General features: G+C 70.5%; 25 protein-coding genes. 11 read left to right on the plus strand and 14 right to left on the minus strand.

Translation table 11 applies throughout. The features are described 5' to 3' along the window. Positions 1–31 precede the first annotated feature (31 nt). Together MB1_RS04305 and MB1_RS04310 are read right to left on the minus strand one after the other, a co-directional pair. Positions 32–1,372 carry a class I SAM-dependent RNA methyltransferase gene (locus MB1_RS04305; RefSeq protein WP_066904281.1) on the minus strand — a complete coding sequence of 447 codons (1,341 nt, stop codon included), beginning with the start codon at positions 1,370–1,372 and terminating at the stop codon, positions 32–34. Positions 1,373–1,379: 7 nt separating this feature from the next. Further along, a complete protein-coding gene (locus MB1_RS04310) occupies positions 1,380–3,386 on the minus strand; it encodes an APC family permease (RefSeq protein ID WP_066903948.1) in 2,007 nt (668 codons plus the stop codon). A gap of 146 nt (positions 3,387–3,532) precedes the next feature. On the opposite strand from MB1_RS04310, the gene MB1_RS04315 reads away from it, so the two are divergent. Next, positions 3,533–4,198, plus strand: coding sequence for a potassium channel family protein (locus tag MB1_RS04315; RefSeq protein ID WP_066903950.1), 666 nt, complete (start codon positions 3,533–3,535; stop codon positions 4,196–4,198). A gap of 11 nt (positions 4,199–4,209) precedes the next feature. Beyond that, positions 4,210–4,899: a potassium channel family protein gene (locus MB1_RS04320; RefSeq protein WP_066903952.1), complete on the plus strand. Its 690-nt coding sequence runs from the start codon at positions 4,210–4,212 to the stop codon at positions 4,897–4,899. A gap of 25 nt (positions 4,900–4,924) precedes the next feature. Here MB1_RS04320 and MB1_RS04325 read toward each other — a convergent pair whose 3' ends face one another. Together MB1_RS04325 and MB1_RS04330 are read right to left on the minus strand one after the other, a co-directional pair. Then, the gene (locus tag MB1_RS04325; protein ID WP_084350832.1) at positions 4,925–5,770 is read right to left on the minus strand and encodes a DUF3159 domain-containing protein; all 846 of its coding nucleotides are present in this window, start codon (positions 5,768–5,770) and stop codon (positions 4,925–4,927) included. A gap of 66 nt (positions 5,771–5,836) precedes the next feature. Continuing rightward, on the minus strand, positions 5,837–6,226 hold the full coding sequence (locus tag MB1_RS04330) for an OB-fold nucleic acid binding domain-containing protein (protein ID WP_066903954.1): 390 nt from the start codon (positions 6,224–6,226) through the stop codon (positions 5,837–5,839). A gap of 135 nt (positions 6,227–6,361) precedes the next feature. Between MB1_RS04330 and MB1_RS04335 the strand changes: the two genes are divergently transcribed. Then, positions 6,362–7,090, plus strand: a complete 729-nt coding sequence (locus tag MB1_RS04335; RefSeq protein WP_066903956.1) for an alpha/beta fold hydrolase — start codon at positions 6,362–6,364, stop codon at positions 7,088–7,090. Positions 7,091–7,102: 12 nt separating this feature from the next. Here MB1_RS04335 and MB1_RS26770 read toward each other — a convergent pair whose 3' ends face one another. Continuing rightward, positions 7,103–8,176 carry a DUF3710 domain-containing protein gene (locus MB1_RS26770; RefSeq protein ID WP_066903958.1) on the minus strand — a complete coding sequence of 358 codons (1,074 nt, stop codon included), beginning with the start codon at positions 8,174–8,176 and terminating at the stop codon, positions 7,103–7,105. A gap of 114 nt (positions 8,177–8,290) precedes the next feature. Further along, entirely contained in the window at positions 8,291–8,764 is a 474-nt protein-coding gene (dut, locus tag MB1_RS04345) for a dUTP diphosphatase (RefSeq protein ID WP_066903960.1), read from the minus strand. Positions 8,765–8,876: 112 nt separating this feature from the next. Between dut and MB1_RS04350 the strand changes: the two genes are divergently transcribed. Beyond that, positions 8,877–9,419 (plus strand): DUF3093 domain-containing protein, encoded by a 543-nt coding sequence (locus MB1_RS04350; RefSeq protein WP_066904284.1) that lies wholly within the window; start codon positions 8,877–8,879, stop codon positions 9,417–9,419. Between the two features lie 75 nt (positions 9,420–9,494). Here the strand turns inward: MB1_RS04350 and MB1_RS04355 are convergent, their stop codons facing one another. Continuing rightward, positions 9,495–9,797: a DUF4193 domain-containing protein gene (locus MB1_RS04355; RefSeq protein ID WP_066903962.1), complete on the minus strand. Its 303-nt coding sequence runs from the start codon at positions 9,795–9,797 to the stop codon at positions 9,495–9,497. A gap of 480 nt (positions 9,798–10,277) precedes the next feature. Here MB1_RS04355 and cei point away from each other — a divergent pair, with 480 nt between their 5' ends. After that, a complete protein-coding gene (cei, locus tag MB1_RS04360) occupies positions 10,278–10,952 on the plus strand; it encodes an envelope integrity protein Cei (RefSeq protein WP_066903963.1) in 675 nt (224 codons plus the stop codon). A gap of 93 nt (positions 10,953–11,045) precedes the next feature. Here the strand turns inward: cei and MB1_RS04365 are convergent, their stop codons facing one another. Together MB1_RS04365 and MB1_RS04370 are read right to left on the minus strand one after the other, a co-directional pair. Next, entirely contained in the window at positions 11,046–12,122 is a 1,077-nt protein-coding gene (locus MB1_RS04365; protein WP_066903965.1) for an NAD(P)/FAD-dependent oxidoreductase, read from the minus strand. 192 nt (positions 12,123–12,314) lie between these two features. After that, positions 12,315–13,208 carry an inositol monophosphatase family protein gene (locus tag MB1_RS04370; RefSeq protein ID WP_439646920.1) on the minus strand — a complete coding sequence of 298 codons (894 nt, stop codon included), beginning with the start codon at positions 13,206–13,208 and terminating at the stop codon, positions 12,315–12,317. 182 nt (positions 13,209–13,390) lie between these two features. On the opposite strand from MB1_RS04370, the gene ppgK reads away from it, so the two are divergent. Both ppgK and MB1_RS04380 read left to right on the plus strand, forming a co-directional pair. Next, positions 13,391–14,233, plus strand: a complete 843-nt coding sequence (ppgK, locus tag MB1_RS04375) for a polyphosphate--glucose phosphotransferase (RefSeq protein WP_084350834.1) — start codon at positions 13,391–13,393, stop codon at positions 14,231–14,233. Between the two features lie 160 nt (positions 14,234–14,393). Beyond that, complete coding sequence (locus tag MB1_RS04380; RefSeq protein WP_084350906.1) at positions 14,394–15,791, plus strand: RNA polymerase sigma factor; 1,398 nt, start codon at positions 14,394–14,396, stop codon at positions 15,789–15,791. A gap of 132 nt (positions 15,792–15,923) precedes the next feature. On the opposite strand, the gene MB1_RS04385 is transcribed toward MB1_RS04380, so the two are convergent. After that, positions 15,924–17,195 carry a winged helix-turn-helix domain-containing protein gene (locus MB1_RS04385; RefSeq protein WP_369406844.1) on the minus strand — a complete coding sequence of 424 codons (1,272 nt, stop codon included), beginning with the start codon at positions 17,193–17,195 and terminating at the stop codon, positions 15,924–15,926. Positions 17,196–17,503: 308 nt separating this feature from the next. On the opposite strand from MB1_RS04385, the gene MB1_RS26475 reads away from it, so the two are divergent. Further along, positions 17,504–17,695 carry a DUF7455 domain-containing protein gene (locus MB1_RS26475; protein WP_084350837.1) on the plus strand — a complete coding sequence of 64 codons (192 nt, stop codon included), beginning with the start codon at positions 17,504–17,506 and terminating at the stop codon, positions 17,693–17,695. 281 nt (positions 17,696–17,976) lie between these two features. Here MB1_RS26475 and MB1_RS04395 read toward each other — a convergent pair whose 3' ends face one another. After that, a complete protein-coding gene (locus MB1_RS04395) occupies positions 17,977–19,689 on the minus strand; it encodes a DEAD/DEAH box helicase (protein ID WP_245650028.1) in 1,713 nt (570 codons plus the stop codon). A 208-nt stretch (positions 19,690–19,897) separates the two neighbouring features. On the opposite strand from MB1_RS04395, the gene MB1_RS04400 reads away from it, so the two are divergent. Then, positions 19,898–21,160 carry a YihY/virulence factor BrkB family protein gene (locus tag MB1_RS04400; protein ID WP_084350908.1) on the plus strand — a complete coding sequence of 421 codons (1,263 nt, stop codon included), beginning with the start codon at positions 19,898–19,900 and terminating at the stop codon, positions 21,158–21,160. On the opposite strand, the gene MB1_RS04405 is transcribed toward MB1_RS04400, so the two are convergent. Further along, positions 21,139–21,369 carry a DUF3039 domain-containing protein gene (locus MB1_RS04405; RefSeq protein WP_066903973.1) on the minus strand — a complete coding sequence of 77 codons (231 nt, stop codon included), beginning with the start codon at positions 21,367–21,369 and terminating at the stop codon, positions 21,139–21,141. The genes MB1_RS04400 and MB1_RS04405 overlap by 22 nt on opposite strands. A gap of 95 nt (positions 21,370–21,464) precedes the next feature. On the opposite strand from MB1_RS04405, the gene MB1_RS04410 reads away from it, so the two are divergent. Then, a complete protein-coding gene (locus MB1_RS04410; protein WP_066903975.1) occupies positions 21,465–21,863 on the plus strand; it encodes a DUF3099 domain-containing protein in 399 nt (132 codons plus the stop codon). Between the two features lie 101 nt (positions 21,864–21,964). On the opposite strand, the gene MB1_RS04415 is transcribed toward MB1_RS04410, so the two are convergent. Then, complete coding sequence (locus MB1_RS04415; RefSeq protein ID WP_066903977.1) at positions 21,965–22,756, minus strand: O-methyltransferase; 792 nt, start codon at positions 22,754–22,756, stop codon at positions 21,965–21,967. A 160-nt stretch (positions 22,757–22,916) separates the two neighbouring features. Between MB1_RS04415 and MB1_RS04420 the strand changes: the two genes are divergently transcribed. After that, on the plus strand, positions 22,917–23,888 hold the full coding sequence (locus MB1_RS04420; protein ID WP_066904293.1) for a sigma-70 family RNA polymerase sigma factor: 972 nt from the start codon (positions 22,917–22,919) through the stop codon (positions 23,886–23,888). Positions 23,889–24,037: 149 nt separating this feature from the next. On the opposite strand, the gene MB1_RS04425 is transcribed toward MB1_RS04420, so the two are convergent. After that, a complete protein-coding gene (locus MB1_RS04425; RefSeq protein ID WP_066904295.1) occupies positions 24,038–26,728 on the minus strand; it encodes a bifunctional acetate--CoA ligase family protein/GNAT family N-acetyltransferase in 2,691 nt (896 codons plus the stop codon). Positions 26,729–26,981 lie beyond the last annotated feature (253 nt).

Raw genomic sequence — 26,981 nt, forward strand, 5'->3', positions numbered from 1 at the left:
CGCCGAACCACCCACGGATGTGATCCGGCTCTCAGTCTCCACGGGTCAGCAGGGCGATCGCCTCGACGTGGTGGGTCAGCGGAAACGCGTCGAAGGCACGCATCCGCCGCGGCCGGTAGCCGCGCTCGCCGTAGAGAGCGAGATCACGTGCGAATGATGCGGGGTCACAACCGATATGGACGATTCGGTCCGGCTCGGCGGCGCAGACCGCGGTGACGACGGCGCGGCCGGCGCCGGCGCGCGGCGGGTCGAGGATCACCGCCCGCGGATCCGGTCGCAGCGTCGCCAGGGTCCGGACGGTCTCGCCCCGATGGAAACGCAGCGCGGGCACATCGGCCAGGGAGCGCCGACCCGCGGCGACCGCGGCCGGCGCGATCTCGACCGCGTCGACACCACCGGCGGGCCCGACCCGGTCGGCCAGCGGGGCGGCGAACAGCCCGGCGCCGCTGTAGAGGTCCCAGACGATGTCGCCCGCGTCCGGGTCCGCCCACTCGGTCACGACGTCGCTGTAGACGCGCGGTGCGGCGATGTGGGCCTGCCAGAAGCCGGTCGGCTCGAGCTGCCAGACGTGCGTGCCGACGCGTTCGACGACGGTCGGATCGCCTTCGAGCACCGTCGAGGTACGTCGCGCTCCGCCGCGGGTCCGGCGGCCGGTGGCCCGCTCGCGGCGGGAGCCGGAACGGGCGGCCGGGGCGGGCGGTCCGATCTCGACGACATGCCGCTCGCCGTCCGCGTCGCGCATCACCAGCAGTTCGCTGCCCGGCCGGGAGCGCAGGTCGGCGATCCCGTCGATCACCCCCGCGACCGGCTGCGGGCAGCGCAGATCGGCGACGACGTCCTCGCTGCGGTAGCGGTGGTAGCCGAAGCGGCCGTCGGCGTCGGCGGTCAGCCGCACCCGGGTGCGCCAACCGAGATCGGGTGCCCCGGCCTCCGGCGCCGCCGGCAGCGTCTCGACGGGGACTTCGCCGACCTGCGCGACCCCGGGGCCGCCGATGCGTTCGAGCTGTTCGCGCAGGACCGCCGTCTTGTAGGCGAGCGCGCCGTCGCGGTCGGTATGGGCGAGGTCGCAGCATCCGGAGCCGCTCTCCGCCGAGGCGGCGCAGACCGACGGCCGGCGGTGCGGCGACGGATCGAGAACCTCGATCACCTCCGCGCGGCACCAACCCGGCTTGTCGTCGGCCTCCACCCGGACGCGCACCCGTTCCCCCGGCAGACCCTGTCGGACGAAGACCACCCGACCCTCGTGGCGGGCGACGCAGAATCCGCCGTGCGCGGGTCGGTCGAGGGTCACCTCGAGCGTGCGCCCCAGCCAGGCTCCGGGCCGCTCGGCCGCGCCGGATACACCGTTCGGGTCGGATACACCATCGGTCATCGTCGGGTCACCGATCGTCGTTCGTGCGGGCGGGGCCGATACCGCGGCGCGCGGTGCCCGGGGCGGGGCCGACCAGCCGGTTGCGGGCATGTTCGGAGGAGACCAACTGCCAGGGCACGCTGGTGACCATCACACCGGGCTGGAAGAGCAGCCGCGTCTTGAGGCGCAGGGCGCTCTGGTTGTGCAGGATCTGCTCCCACCAGTGGCCCACAACGTATTCGGGGATGAAGACGGTGACCACGTCGCGCGGCGAGTTGCGCCGGATGCGCTTGACGTAGTCGAGGATCGGCCGGGTGATCTCCCGGTAGGGCGACTCGATCACCTTCAGCGGGACGGTGATGTCGCTGCGCTCCCACTGCTCGACCAGCCGGCGGGTCTCCTTGTCGTCGACGTTGACCGTCACCGCTTCGAGGGTGTCCGGACGGGTCGCCCGCGCATAGGCCACCGCCCGCATGGTCGGCCGGTGCAGTTTGGAGACCAGCACGATCGAGTGGGTGCGGCTGGGCAGCACCCCGTCCCATTCGTAGTCGGCGAGTTCCTCGGCGACGGCGTCGTAATGCTTGCGGATCGCCTGCATCAACAGGAACGCCGCGCCCATCGCCAGGATCGCCACCCAGGCGCCGGCGGTGAACTTGGTCAGCAGCACGATCACCAACACGGTGCCGGTCATCACGAAGCCGATCGTGTTGATCACCCGCGACCGCATCATCCGCGCCCGCGCCGATGCGTCGGTCTCCGACTCGAGCAGTCGGGTCCAGTGCCGCACCATGCCGGCCTGGCTGAGGGTGAACGAGACGAACACCCCGACGATGTACAGCTGGATCAGCCGGGTCGACTCCGCCCCGAAGGCCACCACGAAAGCGATCGACGCCAGCGCCAGGAACAGGATGCCGTTGCTGAACGCCAGCCGGTCGCCGCGGGTGTGGAACTGTCGCGGCAGGTAGCTGTTCTGCGCGAGCACCGAGCCGAGCACCGGGAAGCCGTTGAACGCGGTATTGGCGGCCAGGCCGAGGATCAACGCGGTAACGACGACCATCGCGTAGTAGCCGGGCGGGAAGTTGTCGAAGACGGTGGCGGCGACCTGGGTGAGCAGGGTCTGCTGGTGGTAGTCGGCCGGCACGTTCGCCAGCTGGGTCTGCGGATTCTCGACGAAGACGACGCCGAGCCGCCGCGCCAGGAACAGGATGCCGAGCATCAACCCGACGCCGATACCGCCGAGCATGACCAGCGTCGCCGCGGCGTTGCGCGACTTCGGCTTCCGAAACGCCGGTACACCGTTGCTGATCGCCTCGACACCGGTCAGGGCGGCGCAGCCGGAGGTGAAGGCGCGGGCGATCAGGAAGGCGAACGCCAGGGTGCTCATATGGGATTGCTGGGCGATGATCTCGTAGCGCGCGGACTCCGCCTGCAGATCGTCGCCGAGCAACGACAGCCGGATCGCGCCCCAGATCACCATCCCGGCGGTGAAGAAGATGAAGGCGTAGGTGGGAACGGCGAACGAGATGCCCGATTCGCGAACGCCGCGCAGGTTCATCGCCGCGACGAGCACGATCGCGCCGACGGCGAAGGCCACCTTGTGCTCGGCGACGAAGGGGAAGGCCGATCCGACGTTGGCGGCGGCCGCGGAGATCGACACCGCGACGGTCAGCACGTAGTCGACCAGCAGGGCCGCGGCGACCACCAGGCCGGCGGTGCGGCCGAGGTTGACCGTCGCGACCTCGTAGTCACCGCCGCCGGAGGGATAGGCGTGCACGTTCTGGCGGTAGCTCGCGACGACGACCGCCATCACCACGGCGACGGCCAGGCCGATCCAGGGGGTGAAGATCAGCGCCGTGCTGCCGCCGACGGCCAGCATGAGGAAGATTTCCTCGGGGGCGTAGGCGACCGACGACATCGCGTCGGAGGCGAACACCGGCAATGCGATCCGTTTCGGGAGCAGGGTCTGCTCCAGCGTGTCGCTGCGAAACGGTCGACCCACCAGCAAGCGCTTGGTGACCGTCGAAATACTGGGCACAGCGTGTCAGCGTAGGCCTCTGCGGAATCGATAGAGTACCGGTGGGGCCGAACCGTTCCGAACGATTTCGATACCCTCCTTCGGCCGGCCACCGGCGCGGTGGACCGGGTGGCGCAGGCCACCGCAGCCCGATCGACAGGAGACCCGTGTACGTCGTTGTAATGGGTTGCGGCCGTGTAGGTTCCGGCCTCGCCACCGCCATCCTCGCCGCCGGGCACGAGGTGGCGATCATCGACCAGGATCCCGGCGCCTTCGTACGCCTGCCGCCGGGCTTTTCCGGCCGCACGATCACCGGCCGCGGATTCGACCGAAATGTCCTGATCGAGGCGGGGATCGAGCGTGCGGACGCCTTTGCGGCGGTCTCCTCGGGCGACAATTCGAACATCATCGCCGCGCGAACGGCGCGTGAACATTTCGATGTCGAACGTGTCGTGGCCCGTATTTACGATGCAAAACGCGCCGCGGTATACGAGCGCATGGGCATTCCGACGATCGCGACGGTCCCCTGGACGACCGATCTGCTGCTGCACGAACTGCTCCCGGAGGCCCCCGGCGTCCGCTGGACCGAGCCGACCGGATCGGTCACCGTGACCTCCGCCTACGTCGATCCCGGCTGGATCGGGCGAAAGATCGTCGCGCTCGAGGCGGCGTCGGGTGCGCGGGTGGCGTTTGTCGTGCGACTGGGCCGTGGGGTGATCCCGGCGCCCGGCAGCGTCCTGCAGGCCGACGACGAGGTCTATCTGGCCGCCCTGGTCGACACCGTCAACCGGGCCGTCGCGGTCGCGGCGGCCCCGCCCGTCGACGCGGACTAGGAAGGATCGCCGTGAAGGTAGCCATCGCCGGAGCCGGAGCCGTGGGCGGATCGATCGCCCGCGAACTGGCCACCGCCGGACACCGGGTGCTGTTGATGGACCGCCGCGCCGACGTGATCGGACGTCCCGACCCGGTACCGGCAGGCGGGCCGCCGACCTATGCCCATCCGATCGAACGGATCGTCGGCGACGTCTGCGAGCTGTCGCTGTTGGAGTCGACCGATCTGCAGGACTACGACGTCGCGATCGCCGCCACCGGCGACGACAAGGTCAATCTGGTGTTCAGCCTGCTCGCCAAGACCGAGTTCGGGGTCGGCCGCGCGGTCGCGCGGGTCAACGACCCCCGCAACGAATGGCTCTTCGACGAGTCCTGGGGTGTCGACGTCGCGGTCTCGACCCCCCGCCTGCTGGCGGCGCTGGTCGAGGAGGCGGTCTCGGTCGGCGATCTGGTGCGGCTGATCACCTTCCGCCGCGGTGGGGCCGATCTGGTGGAGATCACCCTGCCGGAGAACGCGGCGATCGCCGGCAAGGCGGTGCGCCGGTTGAAGCTGCCCCGCGACACCGCACTGGTCGCGATCCTGCGCGGGGATCGGGTGATCGTGCCGCAGCAGGACGACCCCCTCGAGGGTGGCGACGAGCTGCTGTTCGTGGTGACCGGCGACGGTCAGGCGGAACTGCGCGAGGTCCTCGGACTGGTCTGAGCGCCCGCGCGCCGGTACCCGGCGCTCAGCCCCGTGGCTCGTCCCGGCCGTGGCGCGACGCCGCGGGCGACTCGCCCGAATCGGCGGCGGCCGTGTCGCTCACGCCCACCGCATCGTTGACGCCGACCGCATCGTTCACACGCACCGCATCGTTCAACCGCACCGCATCGTTCACACGCACCGGGTCGGACGGGCTCGCCGGGTCGGTCGCGACCTCATCGCTCGCCTCGGGGTTGTCGTCCGCCACCGCGGCGAGCGCGCGATCGGCGCGGCGCACCGCCCAGATGCAGACCACCAGGGCGACCGCGGCCAGCGGATACCCCATCGCGATGCGGGCGACGCCGAGCCAGCCGACGCGATCGTCGTCGTAGAGGCCGGACTGCACCAGGTAGCGGGCCGCGAAGACCGCCACCCACACCATGGTGGCGATGTCGTAGGCGCGGCGGGCGGCGGGAACGCGCCGCCACGTGCCGTCGCGACCGTTGAGCAGATTCCAGATGACGCCGACCAGCGGGAAGCGCACGAGCACCGACAGCGCGAGCACCGCGCCGTAGATCAGGCTGGTGTAGAGCCCGAAGAGGTAGTAGTCCCGCGCCTCACCGCTGCGATACGCGATGAAGCCGCACAGCGCGACGCCGAGGAAGCCGGAGATCGCCGGCTGCACCGACTGCCGCTTGAACAGGCACCAGATCAGGATCGCCAGTGCCGCACCCAGAGCCGCCCCGATCGCGGGCGACATCCCGAAGATCGCATTGACCGGGACGAAGACGCCCACCGGCAGCGTCGACTGCACCAGACCGCGCCAACCACCCATCTGGTCGAGCAGGGTCGCCGAGGTCGGCTTGTCGTCGTCGGAGTTGCCCGTGGTCATACCGACCAGGGTGACATACGACCGCCGCGGCTCCCACGTCGCCGCGCGAGCCGCCCGCGGACGTGGTCAGCCGTTCGGCTCGGAACCGTCGCGCAATTCGTAGTACGGGTTGAACACGACCTTGCGGCCGTCGCGTTCGCCGATGCGGCCCTTGACCATCACGGTGCGGCCGGCCTCGATACCGGCGATCTTGCGCCGGCCGATCCACACCAGGGTGACCGCGTCGGTCCCGTCGAAGAGCTCGGCTTCCACGCTCGGGGTCGAACACCGCGAGCACGCATCGACGCTGCGGAGCCGCCCGAGGAGGGTGACCTCCTTGCCCCGAGTGCAGTCGACCGCGGGCAGCGCTCCGGTGGCCAACGACTGGGTGGCCATCCGCTCGGCGTCCGTGACGTCCTGATCCTCGGTCAAGCGACGTCCCAGCCGCTTGAAATAGCCGGTGGCACTTGGTGCCATGTGGTGCTCCTGAAGCTCGTTCGCGTGTCCTACATCGGCGTAGAAACCTGCTCCCACTGTAGTCCGATTCCGATCGCGAAACACCTGTCGGACCGGCCGCGTCCGCCCTCTCGGCCCGGGGCACAATCACCCACCATGTCAGCGTCGACTTCCCGTACCGCCGTGCTGCTTCCCGGCACCGGTTCGGACGCGCGGTTTCTGGAGAAGGCCTTCGCAACCTCCCTGCTCGGAGACGAAGTCACGGTGATCCGGGTCGACCCCGATCCCGCGGACCTCATCGCCTCGTATCGGCGCGCCCTCGACGCTGCGGCCGGACCGGACACGATCGTCGGCGGGGTCTCGCTCGGGGCGTCGGTCGCCCTGCGGTGGGCGGCGCGGCGGCCGGGGGGATGCGCTGCGGTGATCGCCGCGCTGCCGGCATGGACCGGCCCGCCGGGCGAGGCGCCGGCGGCGGTGTCGGCGCGGGTGACGGCCGACATGCTCGACGAGATCGGACTCGAACGATCGATCGAGACGATGACCGCCGGCAGTCCCCCGTGGTTGGCCGCGGAGTTGACCCGCTCCTGGCGGGCCCAGTGGCCGGATCTGCCGGCGGCGCTGCGGGAAGCCGCGGGCTATGCGGGTCCGAGCCCGGCCGAGTTGGCCGCCGTCACCGTCCCGGTCGCGGTGATCGCCGGCAGCGACGACCCGGTCCACCCGCTGCCCGTGGCCCGGCAGTGGTGCGCCCAGCTGCCGGTCGCGGACCTGTCGACGCTCACCCTCGACGAATTGGGCGCCGATCCGGGCAGGCTCGGGACGCTCGCCCTGGCGGCTCTGGAGCGCCTGAACACGGGGAACGGCCGGGGCCGAGCAGCCGACGAGTGACCGCCGGCCGGGTCAGCCCAGCTGCTGCATCGCCGAACCGGCGGCGCCGCGGCGGCCTCCCGGAACGGCCGGGATCGCACCGGTGCCGGGGGCGACCGGAATCGCACCGGTGGTCGGGGCGGTCGGGATCGCACCGGTGCCGGGCGCGACCGGAAGCGCACCGGTGACCGGCCCGGTCGGGATGGCACCGGTCGGTGCCCCGGTCGGGATCGCGCCCGTGGGAGCCCCGGTCGGGATCGCGCCGGTGATCGGCGCGGCGATCGGAATCGCGCCGGTGCGCGCGGCGGCGGGGATCGCCCCGGTACCGGGCGCCATCGGCGCGCCGGCGGTCGCCGGGATACGCCGCACGCCGACCGCGGCCGCATTCTCGGCGGCGCTCTGGGCGCGGCGCTGCATCTCCTTCGCCTGAAGGTGCTCGACCATCACCTTCGGCAGGACGATCGGCAGCAGGTTGCGCGCCGGATGCGGCGAGGGGCCGCGCACGACGGCGGTCTCGCTGAGCACCGCGCGGGTCAGCCGTACCAGCGGCGCATCGGCGGTGACCATGCCGGTCGGCCCCGTCGCGACGGCGCGCACCATCCAGCGGTAGCCGTCGAAGCCGATGAAGCGTCGGTCGCCGTCCGGGCCGGCGGCGTGGACCTCACGGCCGTAGGCGCCCTCCTCGACGGTGACGACCTGCCCGTTCTTGCGGAGCAGATCCGACATCTCGCGCGCCATCTCGCGCCACTGTCCGGGCGACTTCGGCGCCGCGAGGGCGGCGATCGTGATGCGCCCGAACTGGGTCTGCATGTGTACGCCGGTCGCCCGACCACCCTCGCCGATCTCGACCTGCAACTCCGCGCCGGACAGGAACGGCAGCATGATCGAACCGAAATCGAGGCGCTTGGAGGCCATCGTGGCCCGATCGAGACCCAGGGCGTCGACATCGTAGGGACCGGTGCCGGGCCCGGGCAGCTCCGCTCCGTCCCGGATGACCTCATCGTCGAAGTCGTCGATCTCGTCGATATTCCGAGAATCGACCGTCCGGCCCTGGCGTCCGGTGGAGTTCCCGCGCTGCCGAGACGAACGTTTACCGCGTCCGAACATCTACACAGATCCCTTCATCGATCCCGCCGACTTCTCTCCGACCACGCTTCTTCGACCATGTCTTCCGACCATCGAGGCACCCGACCGCGCCCGTCATCTCCCGAAATCTTTCGCTCAGGCTCCCGCGCCCGCCGCAAGGACATCGTGTCCACCGGTCGAACCGTAACCACCGCTGCCGCGGTCGGTGTCGTCCAGATCATCCACCTCGACCAGGTCGACCAGCTCGACCCGCTGGACCAGCAACTGGGCGATGCGATCGCCGCGCTGGACCCGGATGCTCTCCCGCAGATCGTGATTGATCAGACACACCTTCAGCTCACCGCGGTAGCCCGCGTCGACGGTACCGGGCGTGTTGACGATCGACAGTCCGGCACGCGCGGCCAGACCGGATCTCGGATGCAACAGCCCCACGGTGCCCACCGGCAGCGCGATCGCAATACCGGTGCCGACCAGAACCCGCTCGCCGGGCGCGATGACCACCTCGGTCGTCGCGTAGAGATCGAGGCCCGCGTCACCCGGATGCGCCCGCTTCGGCAGCGGCAGGTCCGGGTCCAACCGACGAACGGCGACAGATATCGGTTCGGTCACAAGCCAGAAGACTACCGGTTACGGTTCCGATCTCCGGGCAGTGGTCGGGATCGGCCGACGAGAAACCGGCCACACTCCCCACTCGCACCCCGCCGGCGGTAAGGTCGACAGCATGTCCGCCGAAGCCCGAGACGACACCGCACCGCGCGCGGCCGACCGGTCGACGGGTGTGATCCACCGCGAGTACCTCTGGGTATCGGCATGGATCTGGCTGCTCGCCCTGGGTATCGCCGCGGTGCTGTCCGCGGAGATACACATGGGATCACCGCAGGTCCCCGCCTGGTTGCCGTACCCGTTCCTGCTGGGGCTCGCGGCGTTCGCGATCTTCCGCATGGGCCGTACCACCATCGCGGTCGTCGACGGCCCGGACGGCCGCGAACTGCAGGTCGGCGACGCCCGGCTGCCGACGCGGTTCATCGCCCGCGCCGCCGTGGTCCCGCCGACCGCCAAGAGCGCGGCGATGGGTCGCCAACTCGATCCGGCGGCCTACGTCCTGCACCGCCCGTGGGTGCGCCCGATGGTGGTCGCCGTGCTCGACGACCCGGACGATCCGACGCCCTACTGGATCTTCAGCACGCGTCGCCCGGAAGCCGTGATCGAGGCCCTGGGGCTGTCCACCGTCGATCAGGACCCGCCCACCTCCCTCGGTCGGTGATCGTGAGCCGATCACCGACCGGAAGGACGGTGGTTATCGAGTGATCCGACGGTGACCCACCGCGCGGACGTCGTCTCAGGCCGCGCAGTCCCGGCACACCAGAGCGCCGCCCGCATCGCTCGCGAGACGGGACCGATGGTGCACGAGGAAACAGCTCGAGCAGGTGAACTCGTCCGCCTGCTTGGGGATCACCCGCACGGAGAGTTCCTCGCCCGAGAGGTCCGCTCCCGGCAGTTCGAAGGATTCCGCGGTGTCCGACTCGTCGACATCCACCACGGCCGACTGCGCCTCGTTGCGTCGAGCCTTCAACTCCTCGAGGGAGTCCTCCGACACCTCGTCGGACTCGGTGCGCCGAGGAGCGTCGTAGTCGGTAGCCATTATTTTCCTGACCTTCCTGAATCGATTCCCCTGCGCGCGGGGATGGGTCTTCACCGTCCACACGCAGGCACGATCGTGGCTATTCATCGCGCGCCCGCAGGCACCGAAACCCCCGCCGAGGGGCGACGGCCCATCCGGGAGGCGGCCGAACAATAGCCCACCCAACCGCCGATGTCGAAAACGGGCGGTCCTGCGGCGCTATCGTGTCGTCCGCTCCCCCTCCGATTCGGCTCGATCCGGTACCCGGAACCGACCCGCACGTCGCCCTCGAGGAGATTCGAAAACTGCGATTGCGAACCGACAACGTACGAGGGCGCTCGAGCATTCCCGAAAGCCCTTATAGAGTTGAAAAGACTGCGAGGGCGGGCCCGTGACCCGGCCGGAGCAAACCGACGGCCCCCGTTCATGCGGGTCGATGGCGTAGACGGCCCGCCGAGACGGGTCGATGGCACAACGGCGCGGAAGGAACACGAGTAGACCGTGGTATCCCTGATCACAGAAGGCTCCTCGAGCGACCCGAAGGGGCGCCCGTTCCGGCGTCGCCGCACCCTCCCGTACGTGATCATGGCGCTCGTACTGGCCCTGGTGGCCACGGGTCTGTGGATTCGGGTGTTGACCGCGAGTGAGGAATCCGACATCGCGGTGGCCTGCAATGCCCCGACCGCGCCCGCGGACGGCTCCCCCACTCCGGAGCTGGGCACCGTGGTCGATGCCTCCACGATGCTCGACGTCCAGCCCGCCTCGGTCGGTTCGACCCGGGTGCGGGTGTACAACGCCAACGGCCAGCGCGGTCAGGCCTCGACCGTCGCCGCCGAGCTGAGCGATATGGGCTTCGCCAGCGCCCCGGACGTCCAGGCCGGCAACGACCCGATCTACGTCGACCAGAACATGCAGTGCCAGGGGCAGATCCGCTTCGGTGAGCAGGGCCGCGCGGCGGCCGCGACCGTGGCTCTCGCGGCCCGCTGCACCGAGTTCGTGCTCGACGGCCGCACCGACGACACGGTCGACCTCGCTCTGGGCACCTACTTCCAGGACCTGCAGCCGAACCCCGACGCCATCGAGGTGCTGCGCATCCTGGCCGATACCCCGGTCAACACCACCCCGCCGCCGGTCGACGTCGGCCTGCTGGAAGCCGCCCGCCACAACCAGTGCTGACCCGCAGCGACGGCGAGGAGCCATGCTCCCCGCCGTCGCTGACCCGACCGCGCTGCGCGGGACAGCCGGCGGGCGGGTGATGGGGGTGCGTGGTCAGGCCGGGTAGTACTTCGCCAGCCGGACGGCCTGGACGACGCCCCGGCAGACGGTCTCCTTGATCGCCGCGGCGGGGCGGCCACCGATCGTCCACCGCAGCGGATGATCGTTGCGATCGGTGGCCTGGATGACCGCATCCCGGCGGCCGAGGCTGACGTTGCGACCGACGAACCGCATCGAGAAGGGCCGAGCCCGCCGACTGCCGACGCCCTCGGCGATCAGCAGATCCGCCGCGTAGGCCCCCTGCGGGATCGCCGCCTGACACGAGGGCCGCATCCCCGGCACCGCCGCGATGTCGCCGACCGCCAGCACCCGCGGATCCTCGACGCTGCGCAGGTACTCGTCGACGCGGATCCGGCCGGCCGGGTCGACCGCGACCCCGCCGATCGGCGCGCCGGCACCGGATGCCACCGCCCAGACGACCAGGTCGGCGGCTCGTGTCCCGCCGTCGGCGAGCGTCGCCCGCCCATCGGCGACCTCGAGCACCGATCCGGTGACCACCTCGACCCCCGCCCGTTCGAGCCCGCCCCGAATCCGCGCGCGTCCGCGCGGATCGAAGTCGGCGGCCGGTTCGCTCGCACCGATCAGCTCCACCCGAAGATCCGTTCGGGCCCGGGCGATCTCAGCGGCGGCTTCCACCCCGGTCAGACCGCTTCCGACCACGGCCACCGTCGCCCCCGTCGGCAGGGCGGCGATCGCGCCGGCCGCGTGCTGCGCCCGTCCGAGGCTGTCGATTCCCACCGCGCCGTCCGGGAGGTTCGCCGCCTGGCCCGCCGCGAGAATCACCCGATCGAACGGCACGTCGGACGGCTCGCCGTCGACATCCCGGACCACCACTACCCCGTCGCCGACCTTCTCGGCGCGGCCGAGGTGCAGGTCCACGCCGTCGGCCAGCAGGGCTGTCAGCGGCCGGGTGGCCGTGCCGGTCCCGGCCGCCAACTCGTGCAATCGGATCCGCTCGACGAAGTCCGCCTGCGGGTTGACCACCGTCACCCGCATCCCGGAACCCCGTCCGGCCAGACGATTGGCCGCCATCACTCCCGCGTATCCCGCGCCCACCACCACGACGTGCATCGCTGTCTCCCGGTTTGTCGGTTGTTGTTGCCTATCGGACGGTGACCGGCCCACAAATGTGACAACTGTGCGCCGGATCGCATCCGCGCGGACCCGCTTCGGCGCCCCTGGTCCAACCAACCGACCGACCACCGGGCTCGGGCTCGGGCTCGGGCTCGGGCTCGGGCTCGGGCTCGGGCTCGGGCTCGGAGGTCAGCTCACGGCGTCGATCGATCCGGCGATACCGGCCCGGTCGAGCAGATCGAGCAGGTCGTCGGCGATTCCCGGTGCCGCCGCCAGGGTCAGATCGGTCGGGCCGGACGGCAGCCGGACGATCGCGCCCGCCTCGGCGGCGATCAACGCCCCTGCCGCCCAGTCCCAGGGGTGCAGCCCGTGCTCATAGGAGGCGTCGACGGTGCCGGTGGCGACCATGCACAGGTCGAGCGCGGCCGAGCCGACGCGGCGGATATCGCGGACGGCGGGCAGGACGGTGGCCAGGGCGTGCGCCTGCCGCTCGCGGCGCGCGGACGCGTAGCCGAATCCGGTGGCGATCAGGGCGGTCGCCAGCTCGGTCCGGTCGGAGCAGACCAGGGAATGCGCTTCGCCGTCGGCATCGATCACCTCGGCGCCGCCGCCGAGCACCGCCCGGTAGGTCAGCCGCCGCGAGACGTCGACGACGACACCGGCCAGCGTCACCCCGTCGACACGGGCGGCGAGCGATACCGCGTAGGCGGGCAGTCCGTAGACGAAGTTGACGGTGCCGTCGATCGGGTCGACGACCCACTGGACGCCACCGGCCGGGGCGTCCCCGCCGCCGGCCTCCTCGCCGAGGACCGAGTCCCCCGGACGCAGGCGTGCGAGCAGATCGCGCACGAGCCGTTCGGTCTCGGTGTCGACGATCGTCACCGGGTCGGTGGGCGCCGACTTAGTGGCGACCGCACCGTCGGCGACCGCACGGCGACCCCCGATCCCGCCGAGGACCTCGGGGCGCCGCACCCGAACGTGTCCGGCCGCGGCCTCCGCGACCACCGTCGCCACGGCGGCGAGCGTCTCGACGTCCGTCGCCGCGTCGTTCGGGGCTCCGGCGGACGGGTCCGGGCCGGGAATTCGCGCCGCACCACCCCCCGAATCGCCGCCATTGTCGGACCCATCGGCACGTTCCGGGATACCTGTGCTGATCACATCCTCATCGCAACACACAGCGACGCCGCCGGCACTAGTGTTGGCAGTCGTACGAGTCACATCGCGCCGGACCGCGCATCGTCCGCCGCAGCGAAAGGGAGCCCACGATGCCCGATTCCGCAGAAGACGCCCCCACCAACGACACTCCCGAATCCGCCGATACCGCATCCGCCGATACCTCGACGGATTCCGCACCCGCCGCCCCCACCGGTCCGCTCGGCTTCGGTGTCGACGTCGGCGGCAGCGGCGTCAAGGGCGGAGTTGTCGATCTGACCACCGGCGAACTGGTCGGTGAACGCTTCAAGATCCTCACCCCGCAGCCCTCGACCCCCGACGCGGTCGCCGAGACCGTCGCGAAGGTCGTCGAGCACTTCGGTTGGACCGGACCGGTCGGCGTGACGCTGCCGGGCGTGGTCACCCACGGCGTGATGCGCAGCGCCGCCAATATCGACAAGGCCTGGATCGATACCGACGCGGCGGCCCTCTTCGGCGACGCTCTCGGCGGGCGCTCGGTGACCGTCCTCAACGACGCCGACGCGGCCGGGGTGGCCGAGGACGCCTACGGCGGCGGCAAGGACACCACCGGGGTGGTGATCCTGTTGACCTTCGGCACCGGTATCGGGTCGGCGGTCCTGCACAACGGCGTCCTGCTCCCGAATACCGAACTCGGCCACCTCTACGTCGACGGCGAGGAGGCCGAGCATCGGGCGGCTTCCTCGGTCAAGGAACGCAAGGACCTGTCGTACAAGAAGTGGGCCGTCGAGGTCAGCCGGGTCCTGCAGGAGTACGAGGCGTTGCTGTGGCCCGACCTGTTCATCGCCGGTGGTGGCATCAGCCGCAAGGCGGACAAGTGGATTCCGCTGCTCGAATGCCGCACCCCGGTGGTCGCCGCGACCCTGCTCAACACCGCCGGGATCGTCGGCGCGGCGATGGCGGCGACGAAGGCCTGAGAGGTCTCCGCCGGCGCCGCTGCGGCGCCGGCGGAACGGCCCGGCGACACGTCGGTTCCGGTGGTCACGTGCACCGCGACGGGCCCGCGCGGGGTCCGATCGTTACAATGGTCGATGCCCGGCTCGAAGCCGGAAAACCCGTTCAACTTTCGCCGAACCGATACTTCGGCACAATAACGCGGCACGACACCGTCACGAAAGGGCGTACGTGGCTGTCACCGACACCTCACAGGTCACCGACACCGAGCAGGCTCAGCCCGCGGCAACCGCCGTGGCCGAGCCCGAAGCGGCCCCCGCACGGGCGGCGACCAAGCGCACTGCGGCCAAGAAGGCTCCCGTCAAGCGGGCGACCAAGGCGGCCGCCAAGAAGGCCCCCGCCAAGCGAGCCACCAAGAAGAAGACGACCGGCGACGACGCCGAGCCGGCGGACGGCGCCGACGTCACCGATATGGATGACCTCGACGGTCCCGACGGTGACCCGGGCGTCGACGGCGAGGAGATCGTCGTCGAGGCCGAGGCGGAAGCCGAGGAGGAGACCGCCGAGCCGACCGCCGAAGACAAGGCCTCCGGTGACTTCGTGTGGGACGAGGAAGAGTCGGAGGCGCTGCGGCAGGCCCGCAAGGACGCCGAGCTGACCGCCTCCGCCGACTCGGTGCGCGCGTACCTCAAGCAGATCGGCAAGGTCGCGCTGCTCAACGCGGAGGAGGAGGTCGAGCTCGCCAAGCGGATCGAGGCCGGCCTCTACGCCACGCATCTGATGGCCGAGCTGACCGAGAAGGGCGAGAAGTTGCCCGCCGCTCAGCGTCGGGACATGAACTGGATCTGCCGCGACGGCAATCGCGCGAAGAACCACCTCCTCGAGGCCAACCTGCGCCTCGTGGTGTCGCTGGCGAAGCGCTATACCGGCCGCGGGATGGCGTTCCTGGACCTGATCCAGGAGGGCAACCTCGGTCTGATCCGCGCGGTCGAGAAGTTCGACTACACCAAGGGCTACAAGTTCTCGACGTACGCCACCTGGTGGATCCGGCAGGCGATCACCCGTGCGATGGCCGACCAGGCCCGCACCATCCGCATCCCGGTGCACATGGTCGAGGTGATCAACAAGCTCGGCCGCATCCAGCGCGAGCTGCTCCAGGATCTGGGCCGCGAGCCCACTCCGGAGGAGTTGGCCAAGGAAATGGACATCACCCCGGAGAAGGTCCTCGAGATCCAGCAGTACGCGCGCGAGCCGATCTCGCTGGATCAGACGATCGGCGACGAGGGCGACAGCCAGCTCGGCGACTTCATCGAGGACTCCGAGGCGGTTGTCGCGGTCGACGCGGTGTCGTTCACGCTGCTGCAGGACCAGTTGCAGTCGGTCCTCGAGACGCTCTCCGAGCGCGAGGCGGGCGTCGTGCGGTTGCGCTTCGGCCTGACCGACGGCCAGCCGCGCACCCTCGACGAGATCGGCCAGGTCTACGGGGTCACCCGTGAGCGCATCCGTCAGATCGAATCGAAGACGATGTCGAAGCTGCGCCACCCGAGCCGTTCGCAGGTTCTGCGCGACTACCTCGACTGACCCCGAGCCGGTCCGGCGCAGTCCCCCCGCAGGACCCGGCCCGACACCCGCACAACGCCGTCCCCGTCCCGTCCGACGCGGACGGCGTTGCCGTATCCGGGTGTGCCGTGGGCTGAGCCGGATCCGAGGCGGTCACCGCGCGACGTGCAGTTCGGCTCCCAGCGGGCCGAGCAGATCGCCGCCGACCGGTTCGGCGGCGATCGTCACCTCCGACAGGCCGAGCCAACCGGCGAGGACGGCCAGTTCGTATGCCAACTGCTCGGCGGTATCGGCCGGGGCATCCGGCTGGGCGAAGGCCGAGCGCACCACCAGGGCGTCGGCGGCGCGGTCGGCCTTGAGGTCGACCCGCCCGACCAGTTGCTCCCCCAGCAGGAACGGCAGCACGTAGTAGCCGTGGACCCGCTTGTGGGCCGGGGTGTAGATCTCGATGCGGTAGTGCATGTCGAAGAGGCGCTCCAAACGGGTCCGCTCGAAGACCAGCGGATCGAACGGCGCCAGCAGCGCCCGGGCGGATACCGATCGCGGTACCGCGGCGGCGGTGTCGAGGTAGGCCGGCCCCCACTCCCGCACGGTCACCGGTTGGGCGATGCCGGCCTCGACCAGATCGTCGAGGGCCGGGCGCACCGCAGCCATCGAGAGCCGAAAGTAGTCGGCGATACAGCGAACGCTGCCGATCCCCAGCCCCCGCAGGGAGATCTGCACCAGTTCCCGCACCGCGTCGGCCTCGTTGTCCGGGGCGCCGGCCCGGATCTCGGCCGGGATCACCCGCTCGGTCAGGTCGTACCGACGCTCGAACTGACGGGTGCGCCCGGCGCTGGTGACCTCGCCGACGGCGAAGAGCGCCTCGAGCGCCTGCTTCGCGAGGGTCCAGTTCCACCCCCAGTGGTCCCGCTGCACCGCCGACCCCTCCAGCAGGCTGTGCACCTCCCGCCCGGTCAACGGGCCGCGCTCGTCGAGCAGGGAACGCACGGCGGCGAGCACCTCGGGATGCTCGGCGCGCAGGCGACGCACGTGGCCGCTGTCGGCCATCCGGTCCATCCGCCACCGGAGCAGCTCGCGGGTCCACGGCGGGACGAACGACGCCTCGTGCGCCCAGTACTCGACGAGGCGCCGCGGTGCGCGTCCCGACGCACGATCGAGCAAAGCGACGTCGTACGGCCCCAGACGGGCGAAAACGGGCAGCAGGTGGGCACGGGCCACCACATTGACCGAATCGATCTGCAGCAGCCCGATCCGGCCCAGCAACGACCCGATATGGCGCATCGTGACCGGTCCGGTCGGCCGCGGCGCCGCGAGGCCCTGCGCGGCGATCGCGATCCGCCGCGCCTGGGAACGGCTCAACTCCCGTACGCGGGGCGCGGCCGAACCACCCCCGGACGGGCCGGCCGAGTCGATCACCTTCACGCGAGCACCTTCACGATCGACGATGCTAGGCGGGCCCTCCGACATGTTCGCCCCTCCGGCGCACGGTGAACCGGCGATGACGGACCAGAAAACATACGGTACGGTCTTGGGAAAATCCGCCCGTCGCAGTCGGCACTATAAACCTCGGTGAGAACGGCCACCCGGCGAACAAAAGTGACACCGGACACACCGGATGTCGGGAACACACGGCTGGTTCCAATCGTCTGTCTAGGGTGTAGGGAACGTGCCATCCAGGCGCGGCGGGGGCCCCATACGGCACAACAGTCAGGTGCCAGGACGGAGGAGCCATGACCGGAACAGTCACCACCTCAACTCTCACTGCCGCTGATCGTTGCGACCGGTGCGGGGCGGCGGCTCGCGTGCGGGCTGTCCTCCCCGGAGGCGGAGAACTGCTTTTCTGCCGTCATCACGGCACGAAGCACGAAGCCCAGCTCCGAGCCCTCGAGGCGACGATTCTCGTGGAAGAGATCGACGACTAGTGGCAGTCGGGTCGCCACGTCGACCCGAATTCCCCGTCCGATGGCCGCGCACCGCGGCCCCTGACACAACAGAACAGCCGTACCACAGCATTCACAACTGAACATCTTCGACATCGCGCGGACGTCCGGGAGGAGACGTCCGCGCGATGTTGTTTTCGGGGATGTGTCGGTCCCGCCGACCGTCGAAACGTCCCGGGAGCCGGACGCCCCCGGGAGTCGGTCATCACGGCAGTCGGACGCCCGCAGGCGCCACTTCCGGCCTCGGCGGCCGGCCGGACCGCTCAGGACTTGCGCAGGTACTCGATCCGGTTCTGCAGCTGGTCCGCGGTCGCGATCGCGGTCGGCGGCCCGCCGCACACGCGCCGCAGCTCGCCGTGGATGACGCCGTGGGGCTGACCGGTCCGGTGATGCCGCATCGCGACCAGGGAGTTCAGTTCGCGCCGCAGCCGGCCCAGGTCGGCCGCGCCCGCCGACGGACCGGTACCGACCTGCGGTGCGGTCGGCGCAGGGGTCGGCGCCGCGGCGACCGCGGCATTGCGGTCGAGCTGCTCGCTCTGCCGGCGGCGCAACAGTTCCCGCATCTGATCGGCGTCCAGCAGACCGGGCAGGCCCAGGTACTCCTGCTCGTCGGCGGATCCGGCGAACGCCGCGGTGCCGAACGAGGAGCCGTCGTAGATCACCTGGTCGAGTTCGGCGTCCGCGCCGAGCGAGACGTACCCCTTCTCCTCCGGGTCGTCCTCGGTCTCGGTCTTGTTCGCCTGCTCGATCAGCTCGTCGTCCCAGCCCTCCTTGGGCCGATGCGGCTTGCCCAGGACGTGGTCGCGTTCGGCTTCGAGGCCGCTGGCCAGTTCGAGCAGGACCGGGATCGACGGCAGGAAGATATTGGCGGTCTCCCCCTTGACCCGCGACCGCACGAAGCGGCCGATCGCCTGGGCGAAGAACAGTGGCGTCGACGCGCTCGTCGCGTACACCCCGACGGCCAGCCGGGGGATGTCGACACCCTCGGAGACCATGCGCACCGCGACCAACCACGGTTCGTTGGACTCGGCGAAGGTGCGGATGCGATCGGAGGAACCCGGATCGTCCGAGAGCACCACCGCCGGGGCGATCCCGTTGATCGACTCGAGGATCTTGGCGTAGGCGCGGGCGGAGACGGTATCGGAGGCGATCACCAGGCCGCCGGCGTCGGGAACCCCGGAGGAACGCAACTGCGCGAGCCGCACGTCGGCCGCCGCCAGGACCGACGGGATCCACTCGCCGTTGGGGTCGAGCGCGGTGCGCCAGGCCCGCGCGGTGTGCTCGGCGGACAGCGGTTCGCCCAGACGCGCGGAGTACTCCTCCCCCGCGTTGGTGCGCCACCGCGCCTCGCCGGAGTAGGCGAGGAAGACCACGGGCCGCACGACGCCGTCGGCGAGCGCCGCCGAATAGCCGTAGGTGTGGTCGGCGCGCGAGCGCATCAGACCCTCGCCGTCCGGCTCGTACGTCACGAACGGGATCGGGCTGTCGTCGCTGCGGAACGGGGTTCCGGTGAGGGCGAGGCGGCGGGTCGCGTCCCCGAAAGCCTCACGGATCGCGTCGCCCCAGGTCTTCGCGTCACCGCCGTGATGGATCTCGTCGAGGATCACCAGCGTCCGCCGGTTCTCCGTCCGGACCCGATGACGGGTGGGGTGCGCCGCGATCTGCGCGTACGTCACCACCACACCGTGATAGTCCGCCGAGGTGGCGCCGGTGGAGTTGCTGAATCGCGGGTCGAGCGCCAGACCGAACCGCCGCGCGGCGTCCGCCCACTGGTACTTGAGGTGCTCGGTCGGCGCGACCACGGTGACCTGATCGACCGTTCGGTCCGAGACGAGTTCGGCGGCCAGGCGCAGGGCGAACGTCGTCTTGCCGGCACCGGGGGTGGCGACGGCAAGAAAGTCGCGCGGGCCCGAGGAGAGGTACTTGGTCAGTGCCCGTCGCTGCCACGCGCGCAGCGACGGTCCGGCCGTCCCGATCGAAGCCGGACTCGCGCCGCTGGAATCGGTTGAGGCTGATGGCACTCGATGGAGCCTAGCGGTTCGCGCGACGCCCGGTTCGAGGCACTCCGGTGAGGCCCGGCACAGCCGGCGGCACGATCGTCACCACACCGGCCGGTAGTGATCGACACCACTTCGGGGTGGCAACGCGCACGGAATCCGGGCATCGGGGATGCTGGAGTCCACGATGCCCGAGCACGACAACCCTGCGGAAGCGCCGATCCGACCCGCCGCCGACACCTCGGCCGGCCGAGCGACGAGCGCTTCCGACCCGACGAACGGGCCCGCGCCCCTCGTGCTCTGGCGACTGATCTGGCACACGATCACCCGGGCGTGGGCCCACTCGATCTTCGCCAAGGCCGCGACCGCCGCGTTCTGGCAGACGCTGTCGCTGCCGCCGCTGGTGATCGGCCTGGTGGGCAGCGTCGGATATGTCACCCCCTGGTTCGGGCCGAATATCCTCAACGACATCACCGATGCGGTGCTCGACTTCGCCAGCACGATCTTCAGCTCGCAGGTGGTCGACGAGGTGATCTCACCGACGGTCGACGACGTGATGGCCAGGCCCCGCGCCTCGGTGATCTCGTTCGGCTTCATCCTGTCGCTGTGGGCCGGATCGTCGGCGGTCTCGACCTTCGTCGACTCGATCGTGCACGCCCACGAGCAGCAGGACGCGCGCAATCCGATCTGGCAGCGAATCTTCGCGCTGCTGCTCTACGTCGGATTCCTGTTCGCCGCGGTGGTCGTGCTGCCGGTGATCGCCCTGGGGCCCTCGCTGATCGGCCGGCTGATCCCCGGGTCCTGGCACAGCATCGTCGGGCGCATCATCGATATCGGCTACTTCCCCTTCGTGGGGGCGGTGCTGATCGTCGGGCTGACCACCCTCTACAAGCTCGCGCTGCACAAATCGTTGCCCTGGCACCGGCTGCTGCCGGGCGCCCTGCTCGCCGGCGTCTTCTTCCTGGCGGCGAGCGTCGGCCTGCGCGCCTACCTGTCGGTGATCAGCGCGGCGGGCTTCACCTACGGGGCGCTGTCGGCGTTCATCGCCTTCCTGCTGTTCACATTCTTCCTCGGCTTCTCGATCGTGCTGGGCGCCGAGTTCAACGCCTCGCTGCAGGCCTTCTGGCCGGCGCGGGCCACGCGGATCGAGCAGGTCCGCGGGTGGATCACCGAGCGCACCGCGATCGATCCGGGGGTCAATCCCATCGGTGCGCTCACCCGCCTGGCGACCGGCCCCATCCGGACCGGCGAGCCGGTGGAGGCGCCACCCGAGGAGGCCCCGACGATCCGGTTGCCGGACGCCGGTCGGCCGCTCGACCCCGCATCGGCGCCGACCGTCCGCACGCCGGAGGGCGTCCGCACGCCGGAGGGCCGGACAAACCCCGGCACCGGTCCCGACACGGCGACCGGCCCCGGGGTGCGCGGTGCCTACTTGCGCAGCGAGTCGTAAACCTTCTTGCATTCCGGGCAGACCGGCGAACCGGGCTTCGGCGAGCGGGTGACCGGGAAGACCTCGCCACAGAGCGCCACGACGTGCGTCCCCATCACGGCACTCTCCGCGATCCGTTCCTTCTTGACATAGTGGAAGTACTTGGGAGTGTCGTCGTCGGTCGTTTCGTCGGTTGTCGCATCGGGACGCTCGATCGTCTGCGTGCTCATGGTCCGATTATGCGCCGCCCACCCCCTCCGACGACACGCCGGTCACGGTGGGGGCGCCCTCCCCTTCGAGCCGTCGGAGTGGGACAGTAGATGCCATGGGTAGACGCGAACGAGTCGAACTGGACGACTCGGGTCGCCCGGTCCTGATCACCGATGCCGAAACGTCCTTCGAGGAGCAGCATCGGGCGCGGGTCCGCAAGTACATGATGATCATGTCGGTGCGGATCCCGGCGCTGATTCTGGCCGCGGTGGCGTACTCCGCGTGGGCGAATCCGTGGATCTCGCTGGCGATCATCGGCGTGTCGATCCCGCTGCCGTGGATCGCGGTGCTGATCGCCAACGACCGCCCGCCGCGCACCGCCGACGAGCCCCGCCGCTACGACCATCGCCGCACCGCGGTGGCCGGTACGTCGGCCCCGGCGCTCGAGGCGCGGGTGATCGACAGCGAGCCGGACGAGGCTCCCACGGCCGAGGCCCGCGCCGACCAGGCATAGCGCAACGTCGCCGGCGTGCGAATCTGCACGGTTTCGGGGTGCCGAAGCAATAGTTGTCGCGGCGGCCGAAAACCGGGCAGGTTTGCACACCCCCGGCGCCGTCACCGGCGGACGGAGACCTCCATACCGCCGCGCAGCGGCAGCGTCGAGGAACGGAACGGTCCGTTCGGGTCCCGGACCACCGCCAGATACTCCGCGTACTGCGCGGCGGCGACCACCACATTGTTCGCCAGCACGACCGCTCCCGGCCGAAGCGCGTCCAGGGTGGCCGCCAGGGCGGGCGCGGCCATATCGATCCACACGTCGAGCACCATGAGGTCGATCGGGCCGTCGACGGTCGGCAGACTCTCGCGCAGATCCCCGTCGAGCACCGTCGCCAGGTCGTCGAGCCCGGCCTCCGCCAGGTTCGCCCGGGCGGCCGCCGCCTTCGTGGGCTCGAATTCCGTACCGAAGACGGCCGGGGTCACCGTCGCCGAGCCGGCGCCGTCGGCGACGTTGTCGCGCACCGCCGCGGCGAGGTGGATCGTCGAGTAGCCGAATCCGGTGCCTGCCTCGACCACCCGCCGGGCGCCGAGGGTGCGCGCGGTGACGTAACAGATCTGCGCCTTGGTCGGGTCCATCGCGTCGAGCTTGTCGCGCATCCACGAACGCCCGTCGCCCCCGCCGGATACCGAGCCGCGTCCACCGCCGAGGTGTGAGCGCAGCGAACGGGCGAGCACCGACGCCGCGATGCGCCGGGACTGCCGTCGATTGGCGGCGCGCAGGCGATCCGCGACGGCCGCCGCCCGCGGGTCGAGCGACTCCCCCGCCGCTCGCCCGGACGTCGTCGCCGGATTTGTCCCGGTTGCCGGGGCCCGCTCTGTCCGGCCGTCGTTGGTCCCCCGGCTCTCCATGCCCGGGACGCTACTCCGAACGGCGCCGCTTCTCAGTAACTTCTCAGGGCTGCTCACGGGAACCCGCAGGTCAGAACACTTTGCGAGACATAGGCCGGGGAACTACTCCGGGGTACCTCGGCGTTGAACGAAGTGAATGATCAGCCAGGAGGAGGCATTCATGACCAGCCCGAGCACCACGACGAGGATTCGCCCCACAGATGCCGATCTGGATGCCCAGAGCCCGGCTGCGGATCTCGTTCGCGTGTACCTCAACGGGATCGGCCGCACCGCGCTGTTGACCGCCGAACAAGAGGTGGAGCTGGCGAAGTCGATCGAGGCCGGTCTGTACGCCGACCACCTGCTCGAGACGCAGAAGCGGTTGTCCCCCACCCGCAAGCGTGAACTGGCGACCATCGTCCGCCAGGGCCGCGCGGCGCGCGCCCACCTGCTGGAGGCCAATCTGCGCCTCGTGGTGTCGCTGGCGAAGCGCTATACCGGCCGCGGCATGCCGCTGCTCGACCTGATCCAGGAGGGCAACCTCGGACTGATCCGCGCGATGGAGAAGTTCGACTACGCCAAGGGCTTCAAGTTCTCCACCTACGCCACCTGGTGGATCCGCCAGGCGATCACCCGCGGCATGGCCGACCAGGGCCGCACGATCCGGCTGCCCGTCCACCTGGTCGAGCAGGTCAACAAGCTCGCCCGCATCAAGCGCGAGCTGCACCAGCAGCTCGGACGTGAGGCCTCCGACGAGGAACTGGCTGCCGAGTCGGGCATCTCGATCGACAAGATCGCCGATCTGCTCGACCACAGCCGCGACCCGGTAAGCCTGGACATGCCGGTCGGAACCGACGAGGAAGCCCCGCTGGGTGACTTCATCGAGGACTCGGAGGCCACCTCGGCCGAGAGCGTCGTGATCGCCGGGCTGCTGCACACCGACGTGCGGACCGTCCTGGCGACCCTCGACGAGCGCGAGCAGCAGGTCATCCGGCTGCGCTACGGCCTCGACGACGGCCAGCCGCGCACGCTCGACCAGATCGGCAAGCTGTTCGGTCTCTCCCGCGAGCGGGTGCGCCAGATCGAGCGCGAAGTGATGAGCAAGCTGCGTCAGGGCGATCGAGCGGAGCGCTTGCGCGCATACGCGTCCTGACCCAACCGAGCGGACGGGCCACCGGAGAGACAACCGGATCGCCCCGTCCGCCCCACGACCAGATCGAGGGACCCGCCGGCGCTGTGGTGGTCGCCGGCGGGTCCGGTCATGTTCGGGGGCGGTACGGGGTGGTCACGGCGGCGGATCGGTCACCAGAGCCGACGGGGGCCCTCCGTATTGGTGTCCTCCGGGCGCACCCAGGCGCGCGCGTCGGTGATGAACGCGCCGTCCGGTGAGGACAGGATCGGGTCGCACACGATCGACGGAACCTCCGGGAAGTCGGAGACCAGGGTCGCGATCCGTTCGACCACATCCGCCAGCGCCGCCTTGTCGACGCCCTCGCGAGTGCTGTCGCCGTTGAGCAGGGGCGCGGCCCGCGGCGCGTCGACCAGCCCGACCGCCTCCTCGCGGGAGATCGGCACGACCGCATAGGACCGGTCGTTGAACAGCGCCGGGATCACCCCGGACAGACCGAACGACACCAGCGGCCCGAAGGCCGGATCGTCGCTGGCCCGCACCGAGCAGCCGATGCCCTTGGGGACGCGCACCTGCACCTGCACCCACGGGCTGCCGATCTCGGCGGTCAGGTCGTTGTAGGCCTGCCGCACCCCGTCCGCCGCGGTCAGGTCCAGGCGCACGCCGCCGAGATCGGGGCGGTGCCGCCACCCGACGTCCAGGGCCTTGACCACCACCGGGTAGCCGATCTCCTCGGCGGCCGCGACCGCGTCGTCGGCGTTGTCGACCCGCTTGAAGGCGGGCAACTCGAGGCCGTAGCAGCGCAGCAGCTTCGCGGTGTCGACGTCGCTGAGTTCGCCGCCGCTCGGCTCGCTCTCCAGGTAGGCGTCGATCAGCTCGCGTGCCGCCGCCCGGTCGATACCGTCCGGGCGGACCGGTCGCGGTTCCGGTGTGGCCCGCCAGGCGACGTAACGCCAGGCGCGGGCGAGCGCGGCCACCGCCCGATCGGGGTCGGGATAGGACGGGATCGACCCGAATCCGGCGACACCACCCGACTCGTCGATCCCCCGGGCCAGGACGTCCGGGATGCCCTCGGCGGCCAGGAAGGTGGTCAATACCGGCTTGTCGCTGCCGCTGGTGGCGCCGAGCAGTTCGCTGGCGAACTCGGAGACCCGAACGGTCACCGGCGGCACGAAGACGGCGATCACCGAGTCGACATCGTGGCGCCGCAACTGCTCGGCGACCGTGACGGCAAGGGTGTGGCCGTCCGCCGCGGCCCCGACGTCGATCGGGTCGTAGGCGTCGAGCCCGGCGCGGCGGCAGGAGACGACGGCGAGCACACCGAGGGCGGTCGAGTTCGACACCACCGCCACCCGCGGCCCCTGGGGCAGCGGCTGATAGCCGATCAGCGCGGCCGTATCGAACAGTTCGGAGATCGAGCCGACCTGGATCACGCCGACCTGCTCGAAGAGCGTCCGGACGATCGTGTCGTCGACCGCGGCACCCGATGCCACCGACGGCGGCGCCGCGCCGCGGCCGCTCTTGACCGCGATGATCGGCTTGCGGCGCGATACCCGTCGCGCGATCCGGGTGAACTTGCGGGCGTTGCCCAGCGTCTCCAGGTAGAGCAGCACCAGGTCGGTCGAGTCGTCGGTGTCCCAGTACTGGAGCAGGTCGTTGCCGGACAGATCCGCGCGGTTGCCGGCGGAGACGAAGGTCGACAGCCCGAGACCCCGGGTGGCGGCCTGGTCGAGGATCGCGATGCCCAGGGCGCCGGACTGGCAGAAGAAGCCGATCCGACCGGCCGGGGGCATCCGCGGCGCGAGGGTCGCGTTGAGCGAGACCTCCGGATCGGTATTGGCGACGCCGAGGGCGGCGGGACCGACCACGCGCATACCGTGGGCCCGCGCCGCGCGCACCAGGGCGCGCTCGCGCTGCCGACCGGCATTGCCCGCCTCGGAGAAGCCGGACGAGACGATCACGATCGCCCGCACACCCTTCTCGAGGCAGTCGTCGAGGACGGCGTCGATCGCATCGGCGGGGACGGCCGCTACCGCCAGGTCGACGTCGTCGGGGATATCGCGCACCGACGGATAGGCGCGCACCCCGGCGACCGACGTGCGTTCGGCGTGCACCGGGAAGACCGGCCCGGTGAAGCCGGCGCGCAGCAGATTGGTCAGCACGACGTTGCCGACCTTGTTCGGGTCGGCGGAGGCGCCGATCACCGCGACCGAGCGGGGCCGCAACATATTGCCGACATTGCGGGCCTCGGCGGCCGACTCGCGACGGTTGCGGACGGTGACCTGGACGTCGTTGGGGTCGATGGCGAATTCGAGGCGGATGACGCCTTCCTCGAAACGTCGCTCGACGGTGTAACCGGCCTGCTGGAAGACCGTCAGCATCGCCTGGTTCTCGGCGAGTACGTCGGCGACGAAGCGGTGCAGGCCGCTCTCGCCGGCCGCCGCGGCGAGGTGTTCGAGCAGGATCGGTCCGAGACCGCGCCCCTGGTGGGAGTCGGCGACGACGAAGGCGACCTCGGCGGACAGTCCGTCACCCTCGGGCAGGTGCTCGTACCGGCCGACGGCGATGATCTCGTCGCCGAGCAGCATGATCAGCGCTTCGCGGTACTTGTGGTCGACCACCACGAAGCGATGCAGATCGCGCGGCGTGATCACCGGGTAGGGGCCGAAGTAGCGCAGGAAGCGGGTCCGCGCGGACAACCCCCCGTGGAAGTCGACCAGGCGTTGGGCGTCGTCGGGGGTCATCGGCCGCAGCAGCACCACTCGACCGTCGGAGGCCAGGACATCGGCCTCGCGGTGCAGCGGGTACTCCCGGCCGATCCGCAGCTTCTCGCGCGCCGCGTCGTCCGCCGGGGGCGGCAGCAGCGGCGGCGCCTCCGGCTGCGGTGCATCGGTTCCGGCGGCGGCAACCGTGCCGGCGCCCCCGCCCGACCTGCCCCGTGCGGAATTGTTCTCGGTCACGAGCTCTCCTTACCGTCACCCGTCGCGATCGATCGGTCCACGGCCGCGTCTCGTCCTTCAGTCTTGTACCGGTCGGGCCCGGTGCGAATGTCGGCTACGTCTCGAAATCCGGTGTCTCGACATCCGGTGTCTCGACATCCGGCCTGTCGAAACATCG

Origin of the sequence: Millisia brevis NBRC 105863 (assembly GCF_001552615.1) — a bacterium.
Classification (GTDB): domain Bacteria; phylum Actinomycetota; class Actinomycetes; order Mycobacteriales; family Mycobacteriaceae; genus Millisia; species Millisia brevis.

Bases quoted from the DNA above. Each gene is read 5' to 3' on its own strand.
- MB1_RS04305 (WP_066904281.1), bottom strand. From the start codon at position 1,372: ATGACCGATGGTGTATCCGACCCGAACGGTGTATCCGGCGCGGCCGAG.
- MB1_RS04325 (WP_084350832.1), bottom strand. From the start codon at position 5,770: ATGACCACGGGCAACTCCGACGACGACAAGCCGACCTCGGCGACCCTG.
- MB1_RS04330 (WP_066903954.1), bottom strand. From the start codon at position 6,226: ATGGCACCAAGTGCCACCGGCTATTTCAAGCGGCTGGGACGTCGCTTG.
- MB1_RS04335 (WP_066903956.1), top strand. From the start codon at position 6,362: ATGTCAGCGTCGACTTCCCGTACCGCCGTGCTGCTTCCCGGCACCGGT.
- MB1_RS26770 (WP_066903958.1), bottom strand. From the start codon at position 8,176: ATGTTCGGACGCGGTAAACGTTCGTCTCGGCAGCGCGGGAACTCCACC.
- MB1_RS04350 (WP_066904284.1), top strand. From the start codon at position 8,877: ATGTCCGCCGAAGCCCGAGACGACACCGCACCGCGCGCGGCCGACCGG.
- MB1_RS04355 (WP_066903962.1), bottom strand. From the start codon at position 9,797: ATGGCTACCGACTACGACGCTCCTCGGCGCACCGAGTCCGACGAGGTG.
- MB1_RS04365 (WP_066903965.1), bottom strand. From the start codon at position 12,122: ATGCACGTCGTGGTGGTGGGCGCGGGATACGCGGGAGTGATGGCGGCC.
- ppgK (WP_084350834.1), top strand. From the start codon at position 13,391: ATGCCCGATTCCGCAGAAGACGCCCCCACCAACGACACTCCCGAATCC.
- MB1_RS26475 (WP_084350837.1), top strand. From the start codon at position 17,504: ATGACCGGAACAGTCACCACCTCAACTCTCACTGCCGCTGATCGTTGC.
- MB1_RS04400 (WP_084350908.1), top strand. From the start codon at position 19,898: ATGCCCGAGCACGACAACCCTGCGGAAGCGCCGATCCGACCCGCCGCC.
- MB1_RS04405 (WP_066903973.1), bottom strand. From the start codon at position 21,369: ATGAGCACGCAGACGATCGAGCGTCCCGATGCGACAACCGACGAAACG.
- MB1_RS04410 (WP_066903975.1), top strand. From the start codon at position 21,465: ATGGGTAGACGCGAACGAGTCGAACTGGACGACTCGGGTCGCCCGGTC.
- MB1_RS04415 (WP_066903977.1), bottom strand. From the start codon at position 22,756: ATGGAGAGCCGGGGGACCAACGACGGCCGGACAGAGCGGGCCCCGGCA.
- MB1_RS04420 (WP_066904293.1), top strand. From the start codon at position 22,917: ATGACCAGCCCGAGCACCACGACGAGGATTCGCCCCACAGATGCCGAT.